Source organism: Streptomyces misionensis (assembly GCF_900104815.1).
Lineage (GTDB): Bacteria > Actinomycetota > Actinomycetes > Streptomycetales > Streptomycetaceae > Streptomyces > Streptomyces misionensis.
In genome coordinates this window covers 1,162,719-1,188,623 of sequence record NZ_FNTD01000004.1, presented here as the reverse complement: position 1 = coordinate 1,188,623, position 25,905 = coordinate 1,162,719, and the positions used below count along the sequence as shown (strand labels likewise).

Below are 25,905 nucleotides of genomic sequence, written 5' to 3'. Positions count from 1 at the left end.
CTCCTGTGGTCACAGCTGGCCGACATCGGTGACGCGTACGACCGCACGGCCCTCGGCGTCCGAGGCCGCGAGGTCGACCTCCGCGCTGATGCCCCAGTCGTGGTCGCCGTTGGGGTCGTCGAAGATCTGGCGGACCCGCCAGAGGCCGTGCTCCGGCTCCTCCTTGATGACCAGCAGCTTGGGGCCGCGGGCGTCGGGTCCGGTGCCGAGGTCCTCGTACTCGTCCCAGTACTTGTCCATCGCCTCGCCCCACGCGTCGGCGTCCCAGCCGGCCTCGGCGTCCATCTCGCCCAGTTCCTCCACCTGGTCCAGCGCGGCCAGCTCCACGCGGCGGAAGAGCGCGTTGCGCACCAGCACCCGGAAGGCACGCGCGTTGGTGGTGACGGGCTTGACCTCGTCGGCCTTCTCCTGGGCCTGCTCGGCGGTCATCTCCTCGGGGTTCGCCAACTGCTCCCACTCGTCCAGCAGGCTGGAGTCCACCTGGCGCACCATCTCGCCGAGCCATTCGATCAGGTCCTGAAGGTCCTCGGACTTCAGGTCGTCCGGGATGGTGTGGTCGAGCGTCTTGTAGGCGCTGGCGAGGTAACGAAGCACGATCCCCTCGGTACGCGCCAGCTCGTAGAAGGACACCAACTCGGTGAAGGACAGCGCCCGTTCGTACATGTCGCGGACGACCGACTTCGGCGACAGCGGGTGGTCGCCGACCCACGGGTGGCTCTTGCGGTAGGTGTTGTAGGCATGGAAGAGCAGCTCTTCCAAGGGCTTCGGGTAGGTGACGTCCTGGAGGCGCTCCATGCGCTCCTCGTACTCGACGCCGTCGGCCTTCATCGCGGCCACGGCCTCGCCGCGCGCCTTGTTCTGCTGGGCGACGAGGATCTGCCGCGGGTCGTCCAGGGTGGACTCGACCACGGACACCATGTCGAGGGCGTACGACGGCGACTCGGGATCGAGGAGTTCGAACGCGGCCAGCGCGAAGGTCGACAGCGGCTGGTTGAGCGCGAAGTCCTGCTGGAGGTCGACCGTGAGCCGGACGATGCGGCCCTCGGCATCGGGCTTGTCGAGCTTCTCCACGATGCCGCCGTCGAGCAGCGAACGGTAGATCGCGATCGCCCGGCGGATGTGCCGCAGCTGCTGCTTGCGCGGCTCGTGGTTGTCCTCCAGGAGATGGCGCATCGCCTCGAACGCGTTGCCCGGACGGGCGATCACCGACAGCAGCATGGTGTGCGTGACCCGGAAACGGGACGTCAGCGGCTCCGGTTCCGAGTCGATCAGCTTCTGGAAGGTGTTCTCCGTCCAGGCGACAAAGCCCTCCGGCGCCTTCTTGCGCACCACCTTGCGCCGCTTCTTCGGGTCGTCGCCCGCCTTCGCCAGCGCCTTCTCGTTCTCGATGACGTGCTCCGGCGCCTGCGCGACGACAAGGCCGGCCGTGTCGAAGCCCGCCCGGCCCGCGCGGCCCGCGATCTGGTGGAACTCGCGCGCCCGCAGGGTGCGTACACGGCTGCCGTCGTACTTGGTCAGCGCGGTGAACAGCACGGTGCGGATGGGCACGTTGACGCCGACACCGAGCGTGTCCGTGCCGCAGATGACCTTCAGCAGACCGGCCTGGGCGAGCTTCTCCACCAGGCGCCGGTACTTGGGCAGCATGCCGGCGTGGTGCACACCGATGCCGTGCCGCACGTAGCGGGAGAGGTTGCGGCCGAACTTCGTGGTGAAGCGGAAGTTGCCGATCAGCTCGGCGATCTGGTCCTTCTCCTCCCGGGAGCACATGTTGATGCTCATGAGCGCCTGCGCCCGCTCCACGGCCTGCGCCTGCGTGAAGTGGACGATGTACACCGGAGCCTGCTTGCTCTCCAGCAGTTCGGTGAGCGTCTCGGTGAGCGGGGTCAGCTTGTACTCGTAGGAGAGGGGCACCGGGCGGGTCGCCGAGCGGACCACCGAGGTGGGCCGCCCGGTGCGGCGGGTGAGGTCCTTCTCGAAGAAGGAGACATCACCCAAAGTAGCCGACATCAGGATGAACTGTGCCTGGGGCAGCTCCAGCAGCGGGATCTGCCAGGCCCAGCCGCGGTCGCCCTCCGCGTAGAAGTGGAACTCGTCCATGACGACCTGGCCCACATCCGCGTCCTTGCCGTCGCGCAGCGCGATCGAGGCCAGCACCTCCGCGGTGCAGCAGATCACGGGGGCGTCGGCGTTCACGGAGGCGTCGCCGGTGAGCATGCCGACGTTCTCGGTGCCGAACAGCTTGCACAGCTCGAAGAACTTCTCCGACACCAGTGCCTTGATCGGCGCCGTGTAGAAGGTGACCTCGTCCCGGGCCAGCGCGGCGAAGTGCGCGCCCGCGGCGATCATGCTCTTGCCGGAGCCCGTGGGGGTGGAGACGATCACGTTCGCCCCGGACACCGCTTCGATCAGCGCCTCTTCCTGGTGGGGATAGAGGGTGAGGCCGCGCTCCTGGGCCCACGACTCGAAGGCTTCGTACAGGGCGTCGGGGTCGGCGGTCGGCGGCAGCTGATCGATGAGGGTCACGCTCCCATCTTGCCTGGCCTCCTCCCTGATCGGGGAATCGGCTGTGGCCGGCAAGATCACGACGGCTACGCTGTGTCGCCGACGAAGCGTCACGGCACCAGGTCAACTGGACAGCGGCACAAGAGGAATGGGGCGGGAAGCGGCCATGATGGGACCAGCACACTCACTGTCGGGGGCCGCGGCCTGGCTCGGGGTCGGAGCGGCCGCCGCCGCGGCCGATCACCCGATGCCCTGGCCGGTTCTCCTGGTCGGCGCCCTGATCTGCGCGGGCGCCGCGCTCGCCCCGGACCTCGATCACAAGGCGGCCACCATCTCGCGGGCCTTCGGGCCGATCTCGCACTGGCTCTGCGAGATCGTCGACAAGCTGTCCTACGCCGTGTACAAGGCGACCAGGAAGAAGGGCGACCCGCGCCGCTCCGGCGGCCATCGCACGCTGACCCACACCTGGGTCTGGGCGGTCCTGATCGGCGCCGGCTGCTCCGCGGTGGCGTACACCGGGGGACGCTGGGGCGTGCTGGCGATCCTGTTCGTGCACATGGTGCTGGCGATCGAGGGTCTGCTGTGGCGGGCGGCCCGGGGCTCCAGCAGCGACATACTGGTCTGGCTGCTGGCGGCCGCCACCGCGTGGATCCTGGCGGGCATCCTCGACCAGCCCGGAAACGGCTCGGACTGGCTGTTCAGCGAGCCCGGGCAGCAGTACCTGTGGCTGGGGCTGCCGATCGTGCTGGGCGCGCTGGTGCACGACATCGGGGACGCGCTGACGGTGTCGGGCTGCCCGATCCTCTGGCCCATCCCGCTGGGCCGCAAGCGCTGGTACCCGGTGGGTCCGCCGAAGGCGATCCGGTTCCGGGCGGGCAGCTGGGTCGAGCTGAAGGTGCTGATGCCCGTGTTCATGGTGCTCGGCGGAGTGGGCTGCGCGGCGGCGCTCAATGTGATCTGAGCCCGCCCTCCGCGTCAGGTGGCGTCGCCCGCGTCCGTCCCGCCGTAGCGGCGCTCGAAGCGGGCGATGCGGCCCTCGGTGTCGACCGTGCGGGCCTTGCCGGTGTAGAAGGGGTGGCTCTCCGAGGAGATCTCCACGTCGATCACCGGGTAGCTCTGGCCGTCGTCCCAGTCGATGGTCTGCTCGCTCTGTGCGGTGGACCGGGTCAGGAAGGCGTATCCGGCGGCGCGGTCGCGGAAGACCACGGGGTGGTAGTCGGGGTGCTTGTCCTGCTGCATGGCGGCTCCTCGTGCGGGGCGGTCGGGCGGGGCGTGGACGGACCGGCGGGGGCCCGCGGATCAACCGGAGAGGGAGTCCTCGTCCACGATGTGCATCGCGGCCTCCTCGGCGGAGGCGGCGGCGCCGTCGATACCGACGTCGCTGGCCACGAGGGCGGCTTCCTCGTCCTCGTGCACCCCCTCGTCGGGGGCCACCAGCCGGCCGGAGCGAAGGTCGCCGACCTCGTTGTCGAGGAGTTCCCCGTCGGTGCCCTCGCAGTCACCGATGCCGTCGCCGCCTGGCACGTCGCGGTCGGGTGTCTCCTCGGCGAGCCGCTGGTCGAGGGTCTCGCCCGCATGGCGCTCCGCCGCGGTCACACCGTTGTGCTCCACCGCCCACGGCCGCTCCGGGGGCGACCAGCCGCGGTCGAGGGGGTCGTCGACACCGTCGAAGTCCAGAGTGTCCTCGACGTCGAGCACCCCCGAGTCCTCCCGGATCTCCGAGGGATCGGGCTGGTAGACGTCGTCCCCCCAGCTGTCGGCGCTGTCCACGACTACCTCCAGGTGGTGAGGACGGCCGGGTGCCGCCGAAACGGGCGGCGGGCCGTCGGCACGCACGGCATGAATGTCACCCGGTACCCACCAGGTGGTTTTCGGGTGAGACCCGATGCTGTGCCCTTCTCCAGACTTCCACTGCTGCTCACCACCGCGCAACGGCACGAGTCCCGGGCGGCTGTCCTGGACTCCGCCCGGGCCGGATGCTCAGCCGTGCCAGGAGCGCCACAGGGCCGCGTACGCGCCGTCCGCCGCGACAAGGTCGTCATGGCTGCCCAGCTCGGTGATGCGGCCGCCTTCCACGACGGCGATCGCGTCGGCGTCGTGGGCGGTGTGCAGGCGGTGGGCGATGGCGACGACCGTGCGCCCGTCGAGGACGCGGGCCAGGGAGCGCTCCAGATGGCGGGCCGCGCGTGGGTCGAGGAGCGAGGTCGCCTCGTCCAGGACCAGCGTGTGCGGATCGGCCAGCACCAGTCGGGCCAGCGCGACCTGCTGGGCCTGCGCCGGAGTCAGCGCCAGCGCGCCGGAGCCGACCTCGGTGTCCAGCCCCTCGTCCAGCGCCCGGGCCCAGCCGTCGGCGTCCACGGCGCCCAGGGCCGCCCACAGCTCGGCGTCGGTGGCCCCGGTGCGGGCCAGCAGGAGGTTGTCGCGCAGGGAGCCGACGAAGACATGGTGCTCCTGGTTGACCAGGGCGACGTGCGAGCGCACGCGTTCGGCCGGCATCCGGGACAGTTCGGCACCACCGAGAGTGATCCGGCCGTCCCGGGGCGCGTAGATCCCGGCGAGGAGCCGGCCCAGGGTGGACTTGCCCGCCCCCGAGGGACCGACCAGGGCGAGCCGGGTGCCCGGCGCGACCCGCAGGGAGACCTCGCGCAGCACGTCGACGCCCTCGCGGTAGCCGAAGCGCACCCGCTCGGCGTGCACCTCCCGCCCGTCGGGAGCCACCGAGGCGTCCCCCGCGTCCGGTTCGATCTCCCGGACACCGACCAGGCGGGCGAGCGACACCTGGGCCACCTGCACCTCGTCGTACCAGCGCAGGATCAGGTTCACCGGGTCGACGAGCATCTGCGCGATCAGCGCACCCGTGGTCAGCTGGCCCACATCGAGCCAGCCGTGCAGGACGAAGACACCGCCGACCATCAGGACCGAGCCGAGGACGAGGACGTGGACCGTGTTGATCACCGGGAAGAGCACGGACCGCAGCCACAGCGTGTAGCGCTCCCATCCGGTCCACGCCTTGATCCGCTGCTCCGACAGGGCGACGCGGCGGGCGCCCAGACGGTGTGCCTCGATGGTGTGTCCCGCGTCCACGGTCTCGGCGAACGCGGCGGCGACGGCGGCGTATCCGGCGGCCTCCGAGCGGTAGGCGGAGGGCGCCCGCCTGAAGTACCAGCGGCAACCGACCACCAGCACCGGCGCGGCGATGAGCACAGCCGCCGCGAGCGGCGGGGCCGTCACCACGAGCCCGCCGAGCAGCAGCAGTGCCCAGACGACACCGATCGCGAGTTGCGGCACGGCCTCCCGCATGGCGTTGGCCAGCCGGTCGACGTCGGTGGTGATGCGGGAGAGCAGGTCACCCGTGCCCGCCCGCTCCAGCACGCCGGGCGGCAGCCCGACCGAGCGGACGAGGAAGTCCTCGCGCAGATCGGCGAGCATCCGTTCGCCGAGCATGGCACCCCGCAGCCGCACCTGCCGGACGAACCCCGCCTGCACGGCGAGCGCCAGCACGAACAGTGCCACGGTCAGGCCCAGACGCAGCTCCCGTGCCCCGTCCGACACCCGCTGGACCAGGTCGCCGAGCAGGTAGGGGCCCACCATGGACGCGATCACGGCCACCGTGTTCACGCCGATCAGCAGCAGGAAGGCCCGGCGGTGCCGGCGGAACAGCTCGGCGACATAGGCGCGCACGGTCGAGGCCGCGCCCACGGGCAGGGTGGTGGCGGTGGTCGGGGCTGCCGGGTCGTACGCCGGTGGCGGGACGCCGATCATGCGCTCTCCTCGATCTCTTCCAGTTCCCTGAGGGCGTCCCGCAGCACACCCTCGTCGTCCGTCTCCCGGGTCACCACGGCCCGGTATCGCGGCTCGCCGTCGAACAGCTCGCGGTGCGTACCGCTCGCCACGGCCTCGCCCTCGTGGACCAGGACGACCCGGTCCGCGCGGTCGAGCAGCAGCGGCGAGGAGGTGAACACCACCGTGGTGCGCCCCGAGCGCAGCCGGCGCAGTCCGTCGGCGACCCCGGCCTCGGTGTGCGAATCGACCGCCGAGGTCGGCTCGTCCAGCACCAGCACCTCGGGATCAGTGATCAGAGACCGGGCCAGCGCGAGCCGCTGGCGCTGGCCGCCGGAGAGGGACCGGCCGCGCTCGGTGATGCGGGCGTCCATCGGGTCGGCGACGTCGACAGACCCCTCCACCAGCGCGTCCAGGACGTCCTCGCACCGCGCGGCCGCGAGGGCCTCGTCGGCCGAGACGGCGCCGGACGCCGGGACGTCGAACAGTTCCCGCAGGGTGCCGGAGAGCAGCACCGGGTCCTTGTCCTGGACGAGGACGGCGGTCCGGGCGACGTCCAGCGGGAGCCGGTCCAGGGGCGTGCCGCCGAGCAGGACCGAACGGCCCGGTTCCGTGGGGTGGCCGCCGAGCCGCTCCGCGAGACGCCCGGCCGCGTCCGGGTCGCCGCACACGACGGCGGTGAGCCGGCCGGCCGGGGCGACCAGCCCGGTGACGGGGTCGTGCAGTTCGCCCCGGGGCGCTTCCGTGACACCGTCCGCCGCGGTGGCGGTGCCGCCGGGGTCGGCCGTGGCCGGTCGGCGCAGCGACAGCACCCGTGCGGTGCGGGTGGCCGAGGGGCGGGAGAAGGAGTAGGACATGGCGATCTCTTCGAAGTGCTGCAGCGGGTAACTGAGCACCATCACCGCGCTGTAGACGGTGACCAGTTCGCCGACGGCGATGCGGCCCTGGCGGGCCAGCTGGACGCCGTACCAGACGACCGCGATCAGCAGCAGGCCCGGCAGCAGCACCTGGACGGCGGAGATCAGCGACCACATCCGGGCGCTGCGCACCGCCGCGTGCCGCACCTCCTGGGAGGCGCGGCGGTAGCGGTCGAGGAACAGTTCCTCGCCGCCGATGCCGCGCAGCACGCGCAGTCCGGCGACGGTGTCCGAGGCGAGTTCGGTGGCCCGGCCCGCCTTCTCGCGCTGCACGTCGGCGCGGCGTGTCGCGCGCGGCAGCAGGGGCAGTGCCGCGAGGGCCACCACGGGCAGTCCGGCGGCGACGACCACGCCGAGCGAGGGCTGGTAGAGGAGGAGGCCGGCGCAGACGAGGACCACGGTCAGCGCGGCGGCGGTGAAGCGGGACACCGCCTCCACGAACCAGCCGATCTTCTCCACGTCTCCCGTGGACACGGCGACCACTTCTCCGGCCGCCACCCGGCGGGTCAGCGTCGAGCCCAGCTCGGCCGCCTTGCGGGCGAGCAACTGCTGGACGCGGGCGGCGGCGGTGATCCAGTTGGTGACGGCGGCCCGGTGCAGAAAGGTGTCGCCCACGGCCACGGCCGCCCCGCACAACAGCATCAGGGCACCCGCCAGCGCCAGCCGCTCGCCGGACCGGTCGACGACCGCCTGTACGGCGAGGCCCACGCAGAACGGCAGCGCGGACACGGCGACGAAGTGGAGCAGCCCCCAGGCCAGCGCCTTCAGCTGGCCGCCCAGCTGGTTGCGGAAGAGCCACCACAGAAGTCGGGGACCCGAGCGTGCGTCGGGCACGCCCGGGTCGGGATAGGGAAGGTCTTGAATCTGCATGACGTCCAGACGGCTCGTGACAGCGTGTCAGGGAACGACGGCAGCCGAGGGAGCTGCCCGGGACAAGCCGTGAAAGGTTCGCGTCGCAGAGTCGTGAATTTCAAACGGTTTTCCCGCCAGCCAGGCGCCATGTCGCCAAGCGCGGCGCGGGCGCCCTCGGTGGCTCGCGTCAGAAGGTGCGCCGTGGACGGCCCGCTCCCCGGCCCAGGAGCGGACCGGGGAGGGCGGTGGAGAACGGCGTACGACCCCGTGGCGTCACTGGTCCGATGAGCGGTCCTGGGTGTCCGTCGACGTTTCCGCCGATGTTTCCGCGGATGTCTCCGCCGACGGGCCAGCGGTCACGGGCGCGCCGACCACGTCCACGTCGCTGGAGCGGACATAGGCGATCCGGTTGTCGAACTGGATTTGGTAGTACGTCTCGTTGCCCCTGACCACCGGCTCGGGCGTGTCGACGAAGGACGACCTCGGGACGAACGAGCTGTCGATGGTGCCCTGGGCGACATACCGCTGACCGGCGCGGAAGTGGTAGGGCAGGGGCGCCTCGGGCTCCTCCTCGACGCCCTCGGGGTAGGCCTCCTCCTCCGGCAGGGCCCGGCCGAACACCGGGATCTCGTCCACGCCCTGCTTGGGCGTCACCATCTTGCCGACCGCGCCGACCGCCGTCGGGTCCTTCTTCGGGTTCTCCAGCCAGGCCTTGCGCCCCTGGTACCAGATCGCCGTCCAGTCGCCGCGGCGTTCGGCGACCGCGAAGGTCTGACCGGCCGAGGCGCGCGAGCCCAGGTCGTCGACGTCCATCGTGGAGGCGCCGCCGTCGGGGTGGCGGCCCGGGTCCTGGACCAGTGGCGCCTTCTCGTCCGGACGGGTGTACAGGCGGACCGCGCTGGAGCCGTGCTTCGCGCACGGCGCCCCGGCGCTGCGGCACCCCGTGAACGTGGGCGTGTGGGTGGCGTAGTCCGGCAGGATGGTCACGATGTCGCTCTCCGGCCCGGCCGTGGGCTTCAGCGGCGCCCCGAGGAGGTCGAAGTAGTGCCGCCAGTCCCAGAAGGGGCCCGGGTCGTCGTGCATGTCGGGGATGGAGTCGCCGGTGGGCGAGGGCACGTTGTCATGGCCGAAGATGTGCTGCCGGTCGAGCGGAATCTCGTACTTCTTGGCGAGATAGCGCACCAGACGGGCCGAGGAGCGGTACATCTGTTCCGTGAACCACGTGCCCGGCTGCCTGAGGAATCCCTCGTGCTCGATGCCGATGGAGCGGGCGTTCACGTACTGGTTGCCGGAGTGCCAGGCCTCGTCCTTGGTCTGTACGTGCTGGGTGATGTGGCCGTCGCTGGAACGGATCGAGTAGTGCCAGGACGCCTCGGTGGGGTCCTGCACCGTCTGGAACATGCTCGACAGCTTCGCCTCGGTGTCGTGGATGACGATGTACTGGATCTTCTGGTCCCGCGGCCGGTCGGCGAGGTCGTGGTTGCCGTAGTTGCCCTCGTCGTCGATCTCCTCGTACGGCGCCGCCAGCCAGTCGCAGGACACCTCGACCGGGCACTCCGTCCCCTTGGCGTGCCGGGGCTTCTCGGTGCGCACGGTGTGGGCGCGCACGCCGGGGCTCGCGGGCAGGGAGACGTCCTGGCCCTCCGCGGTGGTGCGGTGGGCGCCTTTGCGGATCACGGCGAAGACGTCGTTGGCGTAGGTGGCCGCCGAGGTGACGTCGGGCGTGCCGGGGAAACGTTCCACCGCCTCCCACCAGTCGGCCGGGTTGTCGCTGAGCGGCTTGCCCAGCTGCCGCTGGGTGGCGGCCAGCAGGGCCGCGCCGCCGCGCACATTGGCCTCTGCGTCGGTGCGCAGGCGCCCGGCCGGGGCGCCGGTCAGCTTCGCGGCGCGCTGCAGGTCGGCGGGCTTCACGGAACGACCTGCCAGGACGCCCTCGGGCGCCGCGGCGGGCGCTCCCGCCGCCCCCGCGCTGGGCCGCAGCGCGCCGCCGCCCTGGGCACTCGGGGAGGGCGCCGTGGCCGGGAACTGGCTGGTGTCCACGAGGTGCATCGGCCCGTAGCCGCCCGCCACGCTGGGCGAGCCGGGGTGGGCGTCCCAGCGGGTCTGCACGTAGGACACGCCCATGAGCACGCTGCGCGGCACATGGAAATCGTGGGCGGCGTCGGAGAAGGCGTACTGGAGGCGCTGCTCGGGTGCCTCGTCGTCGGTCATCGGAGTGAGCAGCAGCGGCGCCAGCAGGGCGGCCGCTCCGATGGCACATGCCGTCCTGCGGCACACGCGGATGCCGTTGGGGACACGTGGGGCGGTGGGTCTTTTCATGGCACGGGTCTCCAAACATGTTCATCGCGCTCTATGCAGCCAGGACAAAGGAGTTGCCCCTGACAACCACCCCTCGTACGTTTCCGTGCCCGGCGTGTCCCGTCGCGCCAACCGTCACCGGGGTGGACCAGCGGCCCGGCAGAGGCCACCCGGTCGGCGGCAGCGGCTCCGCCCCGACGACCCGTCAGCGCGGGCGCCCGCGCGGGGCCGTGACGGCGGGCCATCCGGGTCACTCCTGGACCGGGGCGACCCGCCAGTCGGGGTGGCCGGGCATGGGCGGGGTGTGCGGCCCGTGGAGCCACTCGGTCAGAAAGGGCCTCAGGTCCTGTCGGGCGACCCGCGAGGCGAGGTCGATGAAGTCCCGGGTGCCGGCCACCCGGCCCCGGTAGGTGCTCACCCAGGACCGTTCGATCCGCTCGAAGGTCTCGGTGCCGACCTTCTCCCGCAGGGCGTACAGCACCAGGGCCGAGCCGTCGTAGCGCATCACTTTGAAGAGCGTGTCGGCAGTGGGTTCGGCGGGCGCCCCGTCGTCGTGCCGCCACTGGTCGTGCTGCGCGTAGGCGTCGCGCATCGCGTCCTCCAGGGCGACGCCGCCGTGCGAGGCGGAGTACAGCCGTTCGTAGAAACGGGCGTGACCCTCGCTCAGCCACAGGTCGGACCAGCGCCGGATGGCGACGCTGTCCCCGGTCCAATGGTGTGTCAGCTCGTGCACGAGGTTGCGCTCGGCATCGACCCGGTCGCCGAGCAGGTCGTCCTTGGGCAGCACGGACAGCGACTGCGTCTCCAGCGCAACCGGCAGTTCGGTGTCGCCGACCAGCACGCCGTAGCGGGGGAACGGGTACGGGCCGAGCCGCTGTTCGAGCCAGGCGATGTGTTCCGGGGTGAGCGAGCGGTACTCCTCGGTGTCGCCGACCAGGCCGTCCGGGACCACGTCGCGGACCGGCAGCCCGCGCGGGCCGCTGCTGCTGACGATGCGGAACTTCCCGATCGCCAGCTGGACCAGTTGCGCGGCGATCGGCTGTTCGGAGTCGTACGTCCACTGGACGCGTCCGCCGGGCCGCCGGGCGGTGCCGACGAGGCGCCCGTTGGCGACCGCGCTGATGCCCGCGGGCGTGGTGACGCGGAAGGTGATGGGAGCGCGCAGGCTCGGGTGGTCGTCCGCCGGGAAGATCATGCGGGCGCCGTCGGGCTGGGCGCACACCACGGTGCCGTCGGGCGTGGGCACCCAGCCGTAGTCCCGGATCGCGTCGTCGCGGTGGCGCTGCTGGGTGGGGTCGGCGGTGTAGGCGACGTGGACGGTGAACGCGCGCCCGCGGGGGATCGGGCGGGCGGGTGTGACGACGAGTTCGTCGCCGTCGCGCACGGCCCTCGCGGGCGCGCCGTCGACCGTGACCCGGTGCAGCGTGTTGCCCGCGAAGTCGAGGTCGAAGCGGGACAGGGACTGGGTGGCAGCCGCGCTGATGGTGGCGCCGGCCTCGAAGGGCGTGCCGGGCGCCTGCCAGTCGAAGTCGAGCGTGTAACGCCGGACCGTGTAACCGCCGTTCCCGGCGCCGGGCATCAGCGGGTCGCCGATGCCCGGCGCGCCGGGGGACGGCGGTGCCGCCGAGCCATCCGCGGGGCCGCCCGCCGGGCCGGACGCGGCGGCGCGCCCGGGTGCGGGGGCCGGACCCGGCGCGGACGAGCCGCGCCCTTCGCGGGGGAACAGGCCGGTGCAGACGGCGGCGCCGGTGAGAGCGAGCGCGCCGGCGACGACGAGGGCCGTGCGGCGGGGGCGACGCCCCGCCGCTGAACCGCCGGCCGGGTCTCTCGCAGGGGCCCTTTCAGAGCCTCCGGCCGGCCCCCTCCCCGGGCCCTCGTCGGGCATCCCCTCCGGCCTTCTCGTCGCTCCCCGCCCGGGACCTTCCCCGGGGTTCCGTGCAGTTCCCTTCCGGTGTCCCTTCCCGGACCCCTCGCGCGGGGTCCCCGACGGGTTGCCTGCGGGCGTGATCTCCATGAACGCACTATGTCAGTTTGATCCGGTTGTAGCACTAAATGTTCGTCAGGGTGACGGAGTGCCAGACGCGCCGCCCGGGGGCGGCCGCCCGGCGACGGCTCATTGCGGCCGCGCCCCAACTGGCCGTAGAACTCCGCCCATGAGACAACGGATAGTCATGTCCATGCTGGCGAGCGTGGCCCTCCTGGTGGGCGCGCTCCTCGGTGCCGGGACCGGGACCGCCCGGGCCGCCGACGTCCCCGCCGAGTTCGGCGCCGACTGGCACGACCCGGTGACCGCCGCCCCGCCCGTCGCACGGCCGCACGGCAAGTCCTGCCAGGTCACCCTGGCGGACGCCCGGTTCCGCGACTTCACCCCCTACCGGGGCACGTACACCCCGCCCACGGGCTGCGGAGACCGCTGGAGCAAGGTCGTGCTGCGCCTGGACGGCACGGTGAAGGGCCGTCAGTACGACCGGCTCGGCTATCTGCACGTCGGCGGGGTGGAGATCCTGCGCACCTCCACCCCGGAGCCCTCGCCCGACGGCATCGCCTGGCACGTCGAGAAGGACGTCACCCGCTACAGCGACACCTTCCGCAGCCGGCGGGACGTGGAGATGCTGATCGGCAACGTGGTCGACGACACGTACACCGGCGTCATCGACGTCCATGTCACCCTGACCTTCTACGCGGGCCGCCCCGCCGAGCGGACCCCGGACCGCGTGCTCACCCTCGCCGACACGCCCGACGGCACGACGCTCACCACCCCGCGCAACAGCGAACGGATCGTCGCCGAGGTCTACGCCACCGGATCGGGCGGCGGCTGCGAGGAGTTCTGGTACCTGACGGTGGCCGACCCGGCGTCGTACTCCTGCAAGGCCGACCACGGCCCCTACCGCGAGGTGCAGATCAAGGTCGACGGCCGGCCGGCGGGCATCGCCGCGCCGTACCCGAACGTGTGGACCGGCGGCTGGTCCGACCCCTTCCTCTGGTACGTGATCCCGGCGCCGGGCGCCTTCGACGTCCGGCCGATCGAGTACGACCTCACGCCCTTCGCCGGGCTGCTGGACGACGGCCGACCGCACCGGGTGGAGGTCTCCGTCGTCGGTGTGCCCTCGGGACAGGCCGGCTGGAGCGCCCCGGTGAACGTGCTGGTCTGGCAGGACGCCCACCGCGACCACCTCACCGGCGGGCTCACCGAGGACAAGGCGGGTGACATCGCCAATTCCTCGGTGTACACGCCGGGTTCGGAGAACAGGGTGGACACCCGGGCGGGGCACCGGCTCACCGTCAGCGGCTACCTCGACACCTCCCACGGCCGGGTGACCACCACCGTCACCCGCACCCTCGCCAACACCTCCGTCCACCGCTGGACCGACGGTGAGAACACCGACGGCCTGGACGCCACCTGGACCGACGACCAGACCGTCGCCACCGTCGGGGCCGGGCCCGTGCGCTCGACGCGCACACTGCGGACGTACACCATGAACGGCGCCACCACCATCGGCTCCGACAGCCGGTTGCGCACCGAGCTGACCCTCGGCGACCGCGCCTCGGTGAGCGAACGGCGGGACGGCCGGCGCACCGCGTGGTCACGGCTGGACGACACCTACCGCGGCGACGCGTCGTACCTCCTCGACGCCCCGCGCGACCAGCGGCACGCGGTTGGCACCTCCTCGGAGCGCTACCGGTCGTACGGCTCGGCCGGCTGCTACGACCACTCGCTGGCCACCGCCCAGGGAGTCCTGACGCAGGACCGCAGCGGCTGCTGACCCGCCGCGGGCACGGTCCGGGTGGTGCGGGGCGTGGCCCTGCGCCGCCCGGACCGGCCGGGCGGGCCTGCGCGGCCGCGGGTCAGCAGGGCTTCGCCGCGTCCCCGTCGATCAGGGCGTCCAGCAGGACGCCGAACACCTGGCGCTCCTTCTCCGTCAGCGGGGCGAGTATCTCCTCGGCCGCCGAGCGGCGCGCGCCGTGCAGTTCGCGCAGGGTCGCGCGCCCGTCGTCGGTCAGCTCGATCCGGGTCACGCGCCGGTTGGCCGGATCCGGTGCCCGGCGCACCTTGCCGCTCGCCTCCAGCCCGTCGACCAGCGTCGTCACCGCGCGCGGCACCACCTCCAGGCGCTCGGCGAGGTCCGCCATGCGAGGCGGTGAGCCGTAGTGCGCGAGGGTGCGCAGCAGCCGGGACTGGGCAGGGGTGACGCCCAGGTCGCGCCCTTCCAGATGGCGTTTCTGGATGCGGTGCACCCGGCGGGTGAGCCGTAGCAACTGCTCGGCGAGCAGTCCGTCGGGATCGGGGGTGGTCATGGCGGAACAATATCAGGATGCAGTTCATTGTGAGTATAGGTAACAATGAGCTACGATCCGTTCCGTCATCGTCGGCCGACCCCGGCCGGCGCCCGTTCACCTCCGTAGGAGCCCATGCATCCCGACCGTGAACTCTCCTCCTGGACCCCGCCCGCCGACGCCGGGGAACGACCCCGGCAGTGGCGCCGGATCCTGAAGCTGTTCCGCCCCTACCGCGGGCGGCTCGCGATCGTCGGCCTGCTGGTCGGCGCCGCCTCGCTGGTCTCGGTGGCCACGCCGTTCCTGCTCAAGGAGACCCTGGACGTCGCGATCCCGCGGGGCCGCACCGGTCTGCTGAGCCTGCTCGCGCTCGGCATGATCCTCAGCGCGGTGCTCTCCAGTGTCTTCGGCGTGCTGCAGACGCTGATCTCGACCACCGTCGGCCAGCGCGTCATGCACGACCTGCGCACCGCCGTCTACGGCCGGCTGCAACGCATGTCGCTCGCCTTCTTCACCCGCACCCGCACCGGCGAGGTGCAGTCCCGCATCGCCAATGACATCGGCGGCATGCAGGCGACCGTCACCTCCACGGCCACCTCCCTGGTCTCCAACGTCACCAGTGTGGTCGCCACCGTCGTCGCCATGGTCGCCCTCGACTGGCGGCTCACCATCGTCTCGCTGCTCCTGCTGCCGGCCTTCGTCTGGATCAGCCGCCGCGTGGGCAACGAGCGCAAGAGGATCACCACCGAACGGCAGAAGCAGATGGCCGCGATGGCGGCAACGGTCACCGAGTCCCTCTCGGTCAGCGGCATCCTGCTCGGCCGCACCATGGGCCGCACCGACTCGCTGACCGGCTCCTTCGCGGGGGAGTCCGAGCGGCTGGTCGACCTGGAGGTGCGGTCGAACATGGCCGGGCGCTGGCGCATGGCCGTCATCACCATCGTCATGGCCGCCATGCCCGCCGTCATCTACTGGACGGCCGGACTGGCCCTCCAGCTCGGCGGCCCCGAGGCCTCGCTCGGCACCATCGTCGCCTTCGTCTCGCTCCAGCAGGGCCTGTTCCGCCCGGCCGTGAGCCTGCTCGCCACCGGTGTCCAGATCCAGACCTCCCTCGCGCTCTTCCAGCGCATCTTCGAGTACCTGGACCTGCCGATCGACATCACCGAGCGCCCGCACCCGGTCCACCTCGACCGGATCAAGGGCGAAGTCCGCTTCGAGGACGTCGAGTTCCGCTACGACGCCAAGGGCGGCCCCGTCCTCGACGGCGTCGACGTCACGGTCCCCGCCGGCGGCAGCCTGGCGGTCGTCGGCCCCACCGGCGCGGGCAAGTCCACGCTGGGCTATCTGGTGCCCCGGCTCTACGACGTCACCGGCGGCCGCGTCACCCTCGACGGGGTCGACGTCCGCGACCTCGACTTCGACACCCTGGCCCGCGCGGTCGGCGTGGTCTCCCAGGAGACGTACCTCTTCCACGCGTCCGTCGCCGACAACCTGCGCTTCGCCAAGCCGGACGCCACCGACGAGGAGTTGCACGCGGCCGCACGCGCGGCGCAGATCCACGACCACATAGCGGCACTGCCCGACGGCTACGACACGGTCGTCGGCGAGCGCGGCCACCGGTTCTCCGGCGGTGAGAAGCAGCGCCTCGCCATAGCCCGCACCATCCTGCGCGACCCGCCGGTCCTCATACTCGACGAGGCGACCAGTGCCCTGGACACCCGGACCGAGGCCGCGGTGCAGCAGGCCATCGACGCCCTCTCGGCGAACCGCACGACGATCACCATCGCGCACCGGCTGTCCACCGTCCGCGGCGCCGACCAGATCGTGGTGCTGGACTCCGGGCGCGTCGCCGAACGGGGCACGCACGAGGAGCTGCTGGAGCGCGACGGGCGGTACGCGGCCCTGGTGCGCCGGGACGCGCAACTGGAGCCCGCGGGCCGAGGCGCGTGACGGGGGCCGACAAGCTGACTATATGTCGTGATTGTGGTGATATGCGTATTACGGTTCCCGCATGCAGACGCTCATTCCGCCACGGAGCAGGATCCGACTGACACGCCGGGGCAGGCTCGTCCTCGTCGTGGCCGGCGCCGTCATGGCCGGCACCGCCGTGGCGGTGCCGCTGCTGACGACGGCCGACGGCCGTGCGGGGTCCCGGCCGGCCGCACTGGTCATCCCGGAGGGCTGGCGCGCGAGTCAGGTCTACGACGCGATCGACAAGGCGCTCCAACTGCCTCCCGGCAGCACCCGCAAGTCGCTCGGCAAGGCCGGACTGAAGCTGCCCAAGGACGCGGCGGGCAATCCGGAGGGCTACCTCTTCCCGGCGTCCTATCCGCTGCGCGAGGGGGCCACCCCGGAGTCACTGCTGCGGTCCATGGTGGACACCGCCCACCAGAAGTTCGACGGGGCGCCGGTCGCGGCCGGGGCGCAGCGCAACTCGGTCAACGTCTACCAGGCCGTCACCATCGCCAGCATCGTCCAGGCCGAGGGGATCGAGAAGGAGGACATGGGCAAGGCCGCCCGGGTCATCCTCAACCGGCTGGAGCGCGGCATGCCCCTGCAACTGGACGCCACCCTCACCTACGCCCTCGGCCGCGCCACCCCGCCCACCACCGAGGAGGACACCCGGGTCGAAAGCCCGTACAACACCTACCAGCGCACGGGACTGCCGCCGACGCCCATCGGCAACCCCGGCGAGGACGCGATGCGCGCCGCGATCAACCCGACGCCCGGGGAATGGCTGTACTTCGTGACGGTCAAGCCCGGGGACACCCGCTTCACCGCCGACTACGCGACCCATATGCGCAATGTGGACGAGTACAACTCCCTGCACCAGAAGGGCGGACAGCGGTCCCCGTCCGCCGCACCGTCCGGCGGGGCCGGCTGAACCGTCGGGCCCCGACGGCCGGCGGTCCGTCACGCGGCGACCGGGCGGTCCTCCGCCAGCAGCCGCCTGATGTCCCGTACCGCCGCGCGGCCGGCCCGGTTGGCGCCGATGGTGCTGGCCGAGGGGCCGTAACCGACCAGGTGGATCCTCGGGTCGGCCACCGCGCGGGTTCCCTCCACCCGGATCCCGCCGCCCGGCTCGCGCAGCCGCAGCGGCGCGAGATGGCCGAGCGCCGCGCGGAACCCGGTCGCCCACAGGATCACATCGGCCGTGACGTGCCTGCCGTCGCGCCACTCCACGCCGTCCGGGGTGATCCGGTCGAACATCGGCAGCCGGTCCAGCACGCCGTCCGCGAGCCCCTTGCGGATCGCGTCGTTGAGGGGCAGCCCGGTGACCGAGACCACACTGCGCGGCGGCAGGCCCTGGCGGACCCGCTCCTCCACCAGCGCGACGGCGGCCCGGCCCGCGTCCGCGTCGAACGGGCCCTCGCGGAAGACGGGAGGGCGCCGGGTGACCCAGGTGGTCGCGGCCGCGTAGGGGGCGAGTTCCAGCAGATGCTGGGTGCCCGAGGCGCCGCCGCCCACGACCACCACCCGCTGCCCGGCGAACTCCTCGGGCCCGGCGTACCGCGCGGTGTGCAGCTGACGCCCCCGGAAGCTCTCCTGGCCCGGGTAGCGCGGCAGGAACGGCTGGTCCCAGGTGCCGGTCGCGTTGATCAGCGCCCGGGTGGACCAGGTGCCCGCGGACGTCTCCACGAGCAGCCGCCGGCCGTCCCCCTCACGCACCGCCCGCACCGCCACCGGTCGCCGTACCCGCAGGTCGAAGGCGCGCTCGTACCGGTCGAAGTACTCCCCGATCACTTCGGCCGACGGCCGGGCCGGATCGGCGTCGGCCAGCTCCATCCCGGGCAGCGAGTGCATCCCGTGCACCTTGCCGTACGTCAGTGAGGGCCAGCGGAACTGCCAGGCGCCGCCCGGGGCGGGGGAGCGGTCGAGGACCACGAAGTCGCGCTCCGGCTCGAAGCCGGAGCGGCGCAGGTGGTAGGCGCTGGACAACCCGGCCTGACCGGCGCCCGTGACGACCACCTCGACCTCACGCATTTCGTTCACGCTTCTACCAACAGCGTGCCGTGCGCCCCTCTTCCCGCCCGCCCAGGGAGGGATGCGTCAGGATGGAGGGCATGTCAGATGCCTTCACCACCCGAATCCTGAACGTCTCCACCGGCTCCCGGGAACGCGTGGTCGATCTCACCGGGGACTGCGAGGACTTCCTGCGGGAGGCGGCGGGCGACCGCGACGGCCTGCTGAACATCTTCGTCCCGCACGCCACCGCCGGGATCGCCGTCATCGAGACCGGCGCCGGCAGCGACGACGACCTCCTCACCACCCTGCACACCCTGCTCCCCGCCGACGACCGCTGGCAGCACCGCCACGGCAGCCCCGGCCACGGCCGCGACCACGTCCTCCCAGCCATCGTCCCGCCGCACGCCACCCTGCCGGTGATCGGCGGCCGCCTGGAACTCGGCACGTGGCAGTCGGTGTGCCTGGTGGACACCAACCGTGACAACCCCGAGCGGAAGGTGCGGCTGAGTTTCCTGGCCTGACACGGAACCGCGGGGAGCGTGGGCACCGGGCTCGCCGGGCCGCCCGATCGCCTACTCTGCCGACGTGACCGAAACTCAGGAGCCCCGCGCCGTCGTCGCGGTGACGAATGTCGCCGTTCACCGCCGTACCACCGGACAGGAGATCGTCCTCGACGGGATCAACTGGACCGTACGGCCAGGCGAGCACTGGGCGCTGCTGGGGGCCAACGGAGCCGGCAAGACCACCCTGCTCCGGCTCGTCGGGGCCGTCATGCACCCCACCGTCGGCACGGTCGACGTCCTCGGTGACCGGCTCGGCCACGTCGACATGCGCGAGCTGCGGGCCCGCGTCGGTCTGGTGTCCGCCGCCCAGAAGGTCCCGCTGGACGCCACCGCGCACACCGTCGTCCTCACGGGCGCGACCGGCACCGTGCAGCCGTTGTGGCGGGAGTACGACGCCACGGTCCGCGAACGCGCCGACGGCCTGCTCGCCGAACTCGGGTGCAAGGAGTTCGCCGACCGCCGGTTCGCCGACTGCTCGGGCGGGCAGCGCGCTCGGATCCTCATCTGCCGTGCGCTGATGGCGGATCCGTCGCTGCTCCTGCTCGACGAGCCGTTCAACGCCCTCGACCTCCCGTCCCGCGAGGACCTCGTGGACGCACTGCGCCGGCTGGCGGCCGACCGGCCCCACCTCGCCACGATCACGGTCACCCACCACCTGGAGGAGCTGCCGCCCAGCACCACCCATGCCTTCCTGCTGAAGGAAGGCCGCGAGCTGGCCTCCGGACCGGCCGACGGGGTGCTCACCCCGGACAACCTGACGGCTTGCTTCGGGCGTCCCATTCACGTGGCCCGTCACGACGGCCGGTGGTACGCACACTCGGGCCGCTGATGCGGTGACTCCGTGCGCCGGGCGCATCGCCAGTGCCCTCGGCCAAGGTCTCGGACGGGGCCCGACGCCCGAACCCATGGGCGGCAGGGTCCCGTGCCGCGTCGGCCGCGGAACGCGCGATCACCTGCCGGTGCCGCCTGGGCGGGGGGCGGGCGGAGGCAGGGCGGAGATCGGGCGGAGGGTTCCGTGGTGGGGGGTGGGCCCGTTCACTGGAGGCGTGCGGTGAACCGGGGGTGAGCGCGGTGGACGTCGGTGGTGCGGGTGCGCCGGTCGTGGCGGTCGTCGGGGTGGTCGGAACCCTGTTGTCGGCGCTGCTCACCCAGCGTGCCGCGGAGCGCAGCAGACGGCACGAACAGGAGCGGGCCGAGCGGGCGCGGGCCAGGGAGCGGCAGGCCGCCCAGCGGCTGGCCTGTTACGTCGCGCTGAACACCGCCGCCAGGCAGTATCTGGCCGCCCTCACCGATCAGTTGCACGCCCTGCGCGGTACGGAGGACTCCCGCGCGGTGCGGCAGCGGCTCACCGAGGCCCGGGACGTGCACCGGGACGTGTACGCGGAGGCCCAGATGCGGCTGCCCGACCCCGTGCTCGCCCTGGCCGGCGAGGTCACCCACGCGCTCGGCACCCTCTACGGCCGGCTCCGGCGCCTCGACGACGGGGTGCCCCGCCCGGGCGATTCGCCCGACACCGCGCAGGCGGAGATCGACGCGCTGTGGGAGCGACTGCGGGAGCTGCGGCGCGGGATGCGGGCGGACCTCGGTGCGTCGGAGGCGGCCCGGCCGGACCCGCTCGCCCCCGGCCCGCCCGGCTCCCGGTCCGGTCCGGGCGCGAACGGGGCGAGCCCTGGTCGTTGACCGGGCAAGCGCCGGTGAATCACGGCGATCCGGTGTCATGGTGGCCGACGGGCCGTCACCATGAAATTCCGAAACGGCAGTTGAGTCGGAGGAGTGTGCGTGGGGGAAGAAGAGGAGACCGGCGGAGTGCAGGCGCTGCGGGCCTGGGCCGCTGCGGCCATCGAGCGGGCGAAGGCCCTCCAGCCGACGCCGGACACCGTCGCCCGGCACACCCGCGCCCACGACGAATCCGTCACCGAACTCGACGCGCTCTCCCGTCTGTTGGACCACGACCCGGCGCTCCGCAGCTCGGTGACCGTATGGCTCGGCGGGGTCCTCACCCTGCGCCATGTCGTCGGCGGCGGGACGCCCGAGGACCGGGAGCGGGCGTACGGCCTGCTGCGGGACGCGCGGGATCCGGCGACGTGGACAGGGGTCGACGCCTCCGCGGAGGACCGCAGGTGGGCCGCGCTGTTCCTGCTGACCCACAAGATGCCGTTGCAGGAAATGGCGGGCGGGCTCGCGCCGGAGCCGGACGCGACCGCCGTCTTCGACATGATCAGGGAGAAGGGGCTCGCCGGGATGGCCGCCGAGGCGGCCGAGATGCGGGAGCTGCTGACCGAGGCGGTCAAGCTGCCCCTGCACCCGGAGTTCCTGCGTCACCTGCGCAAGGCGCTGGAGCTCCAGACCAGTCCCAGCGCCGACGGGCTGTTCGACCTCTACGCGGACCTGATACCCGAGGACACTCCGGGTGCCGGGTACATGCGGCAGCGGATGGCGGACATGCTGGCGGCGATGACCGGCGGCGCCGGCCCCGGTACCGGTACGAAGACCGGCACCGGTACGAAGGCCGGCACCGGTACGAAGACCGGCACCGGTGCGACGACCGGCTCCGACGCCGGTACGCAGTCCGGCGCGGACAACGGTCGCAGGAGCGGCCCGAGGAGCAACGGTGCGACCGCGGGCCCGAAGAGCGGTCCCGGGACCGGTGCGAGGAGCGGCGCGCAGTGCGGCCCCGAAACCAGCCCGAAGTCCAGCCCGGGGTCCGGCCCGGGGACCGGCCCCGAGGCCGCCCCGCGAACCGGCCCGGACTCCTCGCCCGGCACCGGCTCCCCCGCGGAGGACGCCCGTTCCAGCACCGCCGGTACCGGCGCCGCCGGCCGGGCCGTGCCCCGGACCGCCGACGAGTTCCGGCGGCTCCTCGTCGCGTTGCAGGCCGCCAACACCACGTCCCTGGACTTCACGAACCATGTCGGCGGCGGCGATCCGGCCGCCCTCGACGAACAGCTGCGGCGGCTGCGCGGCGCGCTGGACGGGATGCCGGAGGGGGTCGCGGACACCGATGCCCTCGAAGCGCTGATGGCCCTGCTGCTCAACGCGAGCGACGGCGCGGGCGGCACCCTCCAGGACACGGCGCTCGGATTCGCGAACCTGAAGAAGGGCGTCGACTATCTGCGGCGCAAGTCGCAGACCTCCATCCCCATGGCCGAGAACCTGGCGGTCGGGGCGGAGGTGATGAGCCTGATGGGCGATTTCCGTACCGCCGGGCAGGACGACGTCCCGCGGCTCCGCGAACTCCTGGCCAAGGCAGAGGACTTGGCGGGCACCGCCCCCGAGGGGCACGACCTGCACTACATCGGCCTCATCGCCCGGTCCATGGGCCGTCTCATGCTCGGCCGGGCCACCATGGACAAGGAACTGCTCCTGAGCGGCCTCGCCGACTTCGAGGCCGGCAAGGCGGCCGCGGGGGAGAGCAACCTCCCGTTGGGAGTGGAGTGGCTGGAGTCCGTCGTCCCCGACGCCGACGCCTTCCGGGCCTACCTCACCGACGACCCGGCGAACCTCCCGGACCGGGAGCCACCGCCGGCGGACGCCACCGCCGCCCAGTTGCACACGGCGGTGAGCCGCCTCGGCATCCGCTACTCCTTCACCAAGGACCCCGAGGACCTCGAAGCCGTCATCACCACGCTGGAACGGCTCCGCGAGCACATCCGGCAGGGCCGGGCCCCGCGTGTCGCCGGCGACTCCCTGTGGCAGCTCGCCGAGGCCTACCGCGCCCGCTGGCAGCAGGGCCGCGACGACTCCGACGCGCAGGCCGCCACCGACACGGCCAACGAGGCCCTCGCCACCATCGCCGCCGACGTCCTCCTCCAGCACGGCGCCGAGGACCGTCTGACGACCGCCCGCAACGGCGCCTCCCTCGGCATCCGGGCCGCCCTGTGGGCCGCCGCGCACAACAGGGTGGACGACGCGGTCGCCGCCCTGGAGCTGGGGCGGGCGCTGGTACTGAAGGCGGCGGCCACCTCGCGGGCCGTACCGGAGCTGCTGGAGGACCGCGGACATCACGACCTGGCCGCCGCCTGGCGGGAGTCCGGCGCCGACGACAGCACCGAGCTGCCCGCCGAACTGCCCAGCACCCTGCGCCGGCGCGCCCTGGAGGCCCTCGGCTACCGGCAGCGCGGTGGCCTGCTCGGCACCCCCACCCTGCGCGAACTCGCCGACGGGGTGGGCGACGCCGGGGCCGACGCGCTGATCTACCTCGTCCCCGGAGACGGCGGAGAGGCCCCGGGCATGCTGCTGGTCGTCGGCCCCGAGGTCGGCATCGGCGTGGGTCCGCTGCCCATCCTCTCCGAGCAGAGCAGTGCCCCGCTGGAGCGGTACATGGACGCGGTCGCCGCCCGTGCCGAGGCACACGGCGACGAACGGGCGGAAGCCGCCTGGGAGGAGGCCCTGTCCGAGCTGTGCCACTGGGCGCACCTGGTGTTCGTCCACGTCCTCGCCGGGCTGGAGCAGTACCTGCCGGGCGACGCGGCCGACCGCCGTACGCCCCGGGTCGTGCTGGTCCCCTGCGGCCGGCTCGGGATCGTCCCCTGGCACGCCGCGCGCTTCCCCGAACGCGCCCCGTTCGACTACCTGTGCGAGGCCCTGGTGATCAGCTACGCGGCCTCCGGTGGCGAGTTCCTGCGCACGGCCCGCCGCGCACCGCGTCACCCGGTCTCCGCCCCGGCCCTGGTGGCCGACCCGACCATCACGCTCACGTACGCCGAGCTGGAGGTCCTGGAGCTGCGCAACGCCTTCTATCCGGGGGCACGGCTCTACGGCGACTTCGCGGCCTTCCCGCGCGACTCGGTACCGACCGGCACCCCCGAGCAACTGCTGTCCCTGCTCGCCCAGGACCACTCGATGGTCCATCTGGCCACGCACGGCATGGCGGGGACGCGACCGACGGAGTCGGCCCTGCACCTCGCCCCCGCCGGCTCCGACGAGGAGAGCGGCCGGCTCACCGTGACCCGGCTGCTCGACCGGCCGCAGCCCGCCGGACAAGCGGCCGCGGACGGGCCGTTGATCGTCATGAGCGCCTGCGAGACCGATCTGAGCAACCGTGACCACGACGAGGCGCTGACCCTCACCACGGCCTTCGTCTCGGGCGGCGCGCGCGATGTCGTGGGAAGCCGGTGGCGGGTCGAGGACAGCGCGTCGAGCCTGCTGATGGCGGTCTTCCACCACCATCTGCGGGCCGGCCTCAGCCCCGTCGACGCGCTGCGGGCCGCGCAGTTGTGGATGCTCGACCCGGACCGCGAGGACCCGGGCTGCCTGAGCGAACAGTTCCGGGGCGACGTCCGCCGCCCCGATCTTCGCCGGCCCGCGCTGTGGGCCGCGTTCATCCACCAGGGCCACCCCGGCCAGGGGAAGGAGACCGTATGAACCCGGGTGAGGACAGCGGGACACGGGTGCTCGCCCTCATCGAAGAGCACCACGACAGCATCCGCGCCCAACTGACCGAGCAGCAGTACGAGTTGCTGCTCACCCGGTTGCGCGCGCTCGCCGACACCGCGCCCGACGACGACCGGGCCGTGCGCCGGGCCCTGCAAGCCGTGCGCCACTGCCTGGTGCCGCTGCCGTTCGGGCACCCGGTCCGCAAGGCGCTGGACTCCGTGCGGCTGGTCGCCACGGCGCCCGTCGGCGGCCCGGTCGTGACGCGGTCGCGGGATCTGCTGACCCGGCTCACCCTCGGCCCGCCACCGCCTCCCGACACGGCGGCCATCATCGCCGCCGTCGAGCGCCGGCTGCTCCAGGCACCCGCCCTCTCGGACACCGAGGTCCGCACCCGGTGTGACGGAGCCGTGCCACCGCCCGAGCTGATCCGGCTCGGCGACCGCTATCCGGAGTTCCAGTTCCGGCCCGGGGACGGAACACCGTACGAGGTCGTCCTGGAGGTCAACCGGGTGCTGCTCGCCGACGCGGACCCGTGGGGAGCCGCCGACTGGTGGCTGAGCGCCAACGCGTGGCTGGACGGCGGATCGCCCGCCGCCCTGCTCGGCGTCCGGCCCGATGGCGAACTGGTCGGCGCGGCCGTCGCGTTGGTGGAGGGGGACTGATGCTCACCGTCTCGCCCTCCGTGTACCGCTTCCGGCCGCACTGGGAGGTGCTGCCCGCCGGCACCCACCTGTGGCGGATGCACTCGTCCCGGTTCGCGGCCGAGGAGTTCAAGCCCTTCGACCCGGACGACCCCGCGCCCGGCCGCTTCCACGGCACCCCCGAGGACCCGTACCCCTGTCTCTACGCGGCGACCGAGCCGGAGACCGCGCTCGCCGAGACCCTGCTGCGCTCGGTCCGCTTCGACCCGCAGACCAGCATGCGGCTGGTGCCCTGGGCGGCGGTGCGCGGCAAGTCGCTGAACGCCGTGCGCACCCGGTGCGAGCTGAAACTGGTCTCGCTGCGCTCCGGAGCGGCGCTCGCCGCCGTCTGCCAGGACCACCTGCTGCTGGAGAACGAGGGACCCAGGCACTACCGGGACACACGCCGCTGGGCCCGGGAGATCCGCGCCCAGGCACCCGAGGCCATGGGGATGATCTGGGACTCGAAGCGCAACCCGCCACAGCGGTCCCTGGTCCTCTTCGGGGACCGTCTCGCGGACCACCCGGACGGACCGCTCGAGGCACTGCCGTACCGCAGCATCGCGGACCTCGGTTCACCGGAGGGCGTCAAGGAGGTCAACCAGCTGCTGGAACCGCTGCGTTCGGCGGTCAGGGAGCCGCTGCGCCGCTGAGTCCAGGTCCCGCCCGCCGCTCGCTTGTCCCGGTGAGACAAGT

The 25,905-nt window shown here is 72.6% G+C and carries 19 protein-coding genes; 10 read left to right on the top strand and 9 right to left on the bottom strand.

All coding sequences use genetic code 11. The features are described from left to right. Positions 1-9 precede the first annotated feature (9 nt). Positions 10-2,523, bottom strand: coding sequence for a DEAD/DEAH box helicase (locus BLW85_RS06925; protein WP_070026433.1), 2,514 nt, complete (start codon positions 2,521-2,523; stop codon positions 10-12). Positions 2,524-2,668: 145 nt separating this feature from the next. On the opposite strand from BLW85_RS06925, the gene BLW85_RS06920 reads away from it, so the two are divergent. Beyond that, positions 2,669-3,463: a metal-dependent hydrolase gene (locus tag BLW85_RS06920; protein WP_070026434.1), complete on the top strand. Its 795-nt coding sequence runs from the start codon at positions 2,669-2,671 to the stop codon at positions 3,461-3,463. 14 nt (positions 3,464-3,477) lie between these two features. Here BLW85_RS06920 and BLW85_RS06915 read toward each other — a convergent pair whose 3' ends face one another. The 6 genes from BLW85_RS06915 to BLW85_RS06890 all read right to left on the bottom strand — a co-directional run bounded on the left by BLW85_RS06915 (position 3,478) and on the right by BLW85_RS06890 (position 11,928). Next, positions 3,478-3,741: a type B 50S ribosomal protein L31 gene (locus BLW85_RS06915; protein ID WP_070026435.1), complete on the bottom strand. Its 264-nt coding sequence runs from the start codon at positions 3,739-3,741 to the stop codon at positions 3,478-3,480. 60 nt (positions 3,742-3,801) lie between these two features. Next, on the bottom strand, positions 3,802-4,272 hold the full coding sequence (locus tag BLW85_RS06910; protein ID WP_070026436.1) for a DUF5709 domain-containing protein: 471 nt from the start codon (positions 4,270-4,272) through the stop codon (positions 3,802-3,804). Positions 4,273-4,482: 210 nt separating this feature from the next. Continuing rightward, positions 4,483-6,264, bottom strand: coding sequence for an ABC transporter ATP-binding protein (locus BLW85_RS06905; RefSeq protein ID WP_074991470.1), 1,782 nt, complete (start codon positions 6,262-6,264; stop codon positions 4,483-4,485). Beyond that, positions 6,261-8,069 (bottom strand): ABC transporter ATP-binding protein, encoded by a 1,809-nt coding sequence (locus BLW85_RS06900; RefSeq protein WP_074991468.1) that lies wholly within the window; start codon positions 8,067-8,069, stop codon positions 6,261-6,263. The genes BLW85_RS06905 and BLW85_RS06900 overlap by 4 nt, the downstream gene beginning before the upstream one ends. Before the next feature lie 255 nt (positions 8,070-8,324). Then, positions 8,325-10,370, bottom strand: coding sequence for an N-acetylmuramoyl-L-alanine amidase (locus BLW85_RS06895; RefSeq protein WP_079172279.1), 2,046 nt, complete (start codon positions 10,368-10,370; stop codon positions 8,325-8,327). Between the two features lie 229 nt (positions 10,371-10,599). Then, complete coding sequence (locus BLW85_RS06890; RefSeq protein WP_074991466.1) at positions 10,600-11,928, bottom strand: M1 family metallopeptidase; 1,329 nt, start codon at positions 11,926-11,928, stop codon at positions 10,600-10,602. Positions 11,929-12,502: 574 nt separating this feature from the next. On the opposite strand from BLW85_RS06890, the gene BLW85_RS06885 reads away from it, so the two are divergent. Then, on the top strand, positions 12,503-14,113 hold the full coding sequence (locus BLW85_RS06885) for a peptide-N4-asparagine amidase (RefSeq protein ID WP_244174829.1): 1,611 nt from the start codon (positions 12,503-12,505) through the stop codon (positions 14,111-14,113). Between the two features lie 82 nt (positions 14,114-14,195). Here the strand turns inward: BLW85_RS06885 and BLW85_RS06880 are convergent, their stop codons facing one another. Then, on the bottom strand, positions 14,196-14,645 hold the full coding sequence (locus BLW85_RS06880) for a MarR family winged helix-turn-helix transcriptional regulator (RefSeq protein ID WP_074991462.1): 450 nt from the start codon (positions 14,643-14,645) through the stop codon (positions 14,196-14,198). Between the two features lie 114 nt (positions 14,646-14,759). Here BLW85_RS06880 and BLW85_RS06875 point away from each other — a divergent pair, with 114 nt between their 5' ends. Then, entirely contained in the window at positions 14,760-16,574 is a 1,815-nt protein-coding gene (locus BLW85_RS06875; RefSeq protein ID WP_074991460.1) for an ABC transporter ATP-binding protein, read from the top strand. Positions 16,575-16,635: 61 nt separating this feature from the next. Further along, positions 16,636-17,508, top strand: a complete 873-nt coding sequence (gene mltG, locus BLW85_RS06870; RefSeq protein WP_074991457.1) for an endolytic transglycosylase MltG — start codon at positions 16,636-16,638, stop codon at positions 17,506-17,508. Positions 17,509-17,537: 29 nt separating this feature from the next. Here mltG and BLW85_RS06865 read toward each other — a convergent pair whose 3' ends face one another. Continuing rightward, complete coding sequence (locus BLW85_RS06865; protein ID WP_208624819.1) at positions 17,538-18,617, bottom strand: NAD(P)-binding domain-containing protein; 1,080 nt, start codon at positions 18,615-18,617, stop codon at positions 17,538-17,540. A 71-nt stretch (positions 18,618-18,688) separates the two neighbouring features. Between BLW85_RS06865 and BLW85_RS06860 the strand changes: the two genes are divergently transcribed. From BLW85_RS06860 to BLW85_RS06835, 6 genes are all read left to right on the top strand, one after another. Continuing rightward, entirely contained in the window at positions 18,689-19,111 is a 423-nt protein-coding gene (locus BLW85_RS06860; protein WP_070026699.1) for a YjbQ family protein, read from the top strand. Between the two features lie 64 nt (positions 19,112-19,175). Continuing rightward, positions 19,176-19,982, top strand: a complete 807-nt coding sequence (locus tag BLW85_RS06855; RefSeq protein WP_074991452.1) for an ABC transporter ATP-binding protein — start codon at positions 19,176-19,178, stop codon at positions 19,980-19,982. Positions 19,983-20,224: 242 nt separating this feature from the next. Beyond that, positions 20,225-20,833: a hypothetical protein gene (locus BLW85_RS06850; RefSeq protein ID WP_070026701.1), complete on the top strand. Its 609-nt coding sequence runs from the start codon at positions 20,225-20,227 to the stop codon at positions 20,831-20,833. 99 nt (positions 20,834-20,932) lie between these two features. Beyond that, entirely contained in the window at positions 20,933-24,517 is a 3,585-nt protein-coding gene (locus tag BLW85_RS06845) for a CHAT domain-containing protein (RefSeq protein ID WP_244174828.1), read from the top strand. Further along, positions 24,514-25,191 carry a hypothetical protein gene (locus BLW85_RS06840; protein WP_074991449.1) on the top strand — a complete coding sequence of 226 codons (678 nt, stop codon included), beginning with the start codon at positions 24,514-24,516 and terminating at the stop codon, positions 25,189-25,191. The genes BLW85_RS06845 and BLW85_RS06840 overlap by 4 nt, the downstream gene beginning before the upstream one ends. Continuing rightward, positions 25,191-25,862 carry an RES family NAD+ phosphorylase gene (locus tag BLW85_RS06835; RefSeq protein WP_074991446.1) on the top strand — a complete coding sequence of 224 codons (672 nt, stop codon included), beginning with the start codon at positions 25,191-25,193 and terminating at the stop codon, positions 25,860-25,862. Before BLW85_RS06840 ends, BLW85_RS06835 begins: the two co-directional genes overlap by 1 nt. The last annotated feature ends 43 nt before the right edge of the window (positions 25,863-25,905 follow it).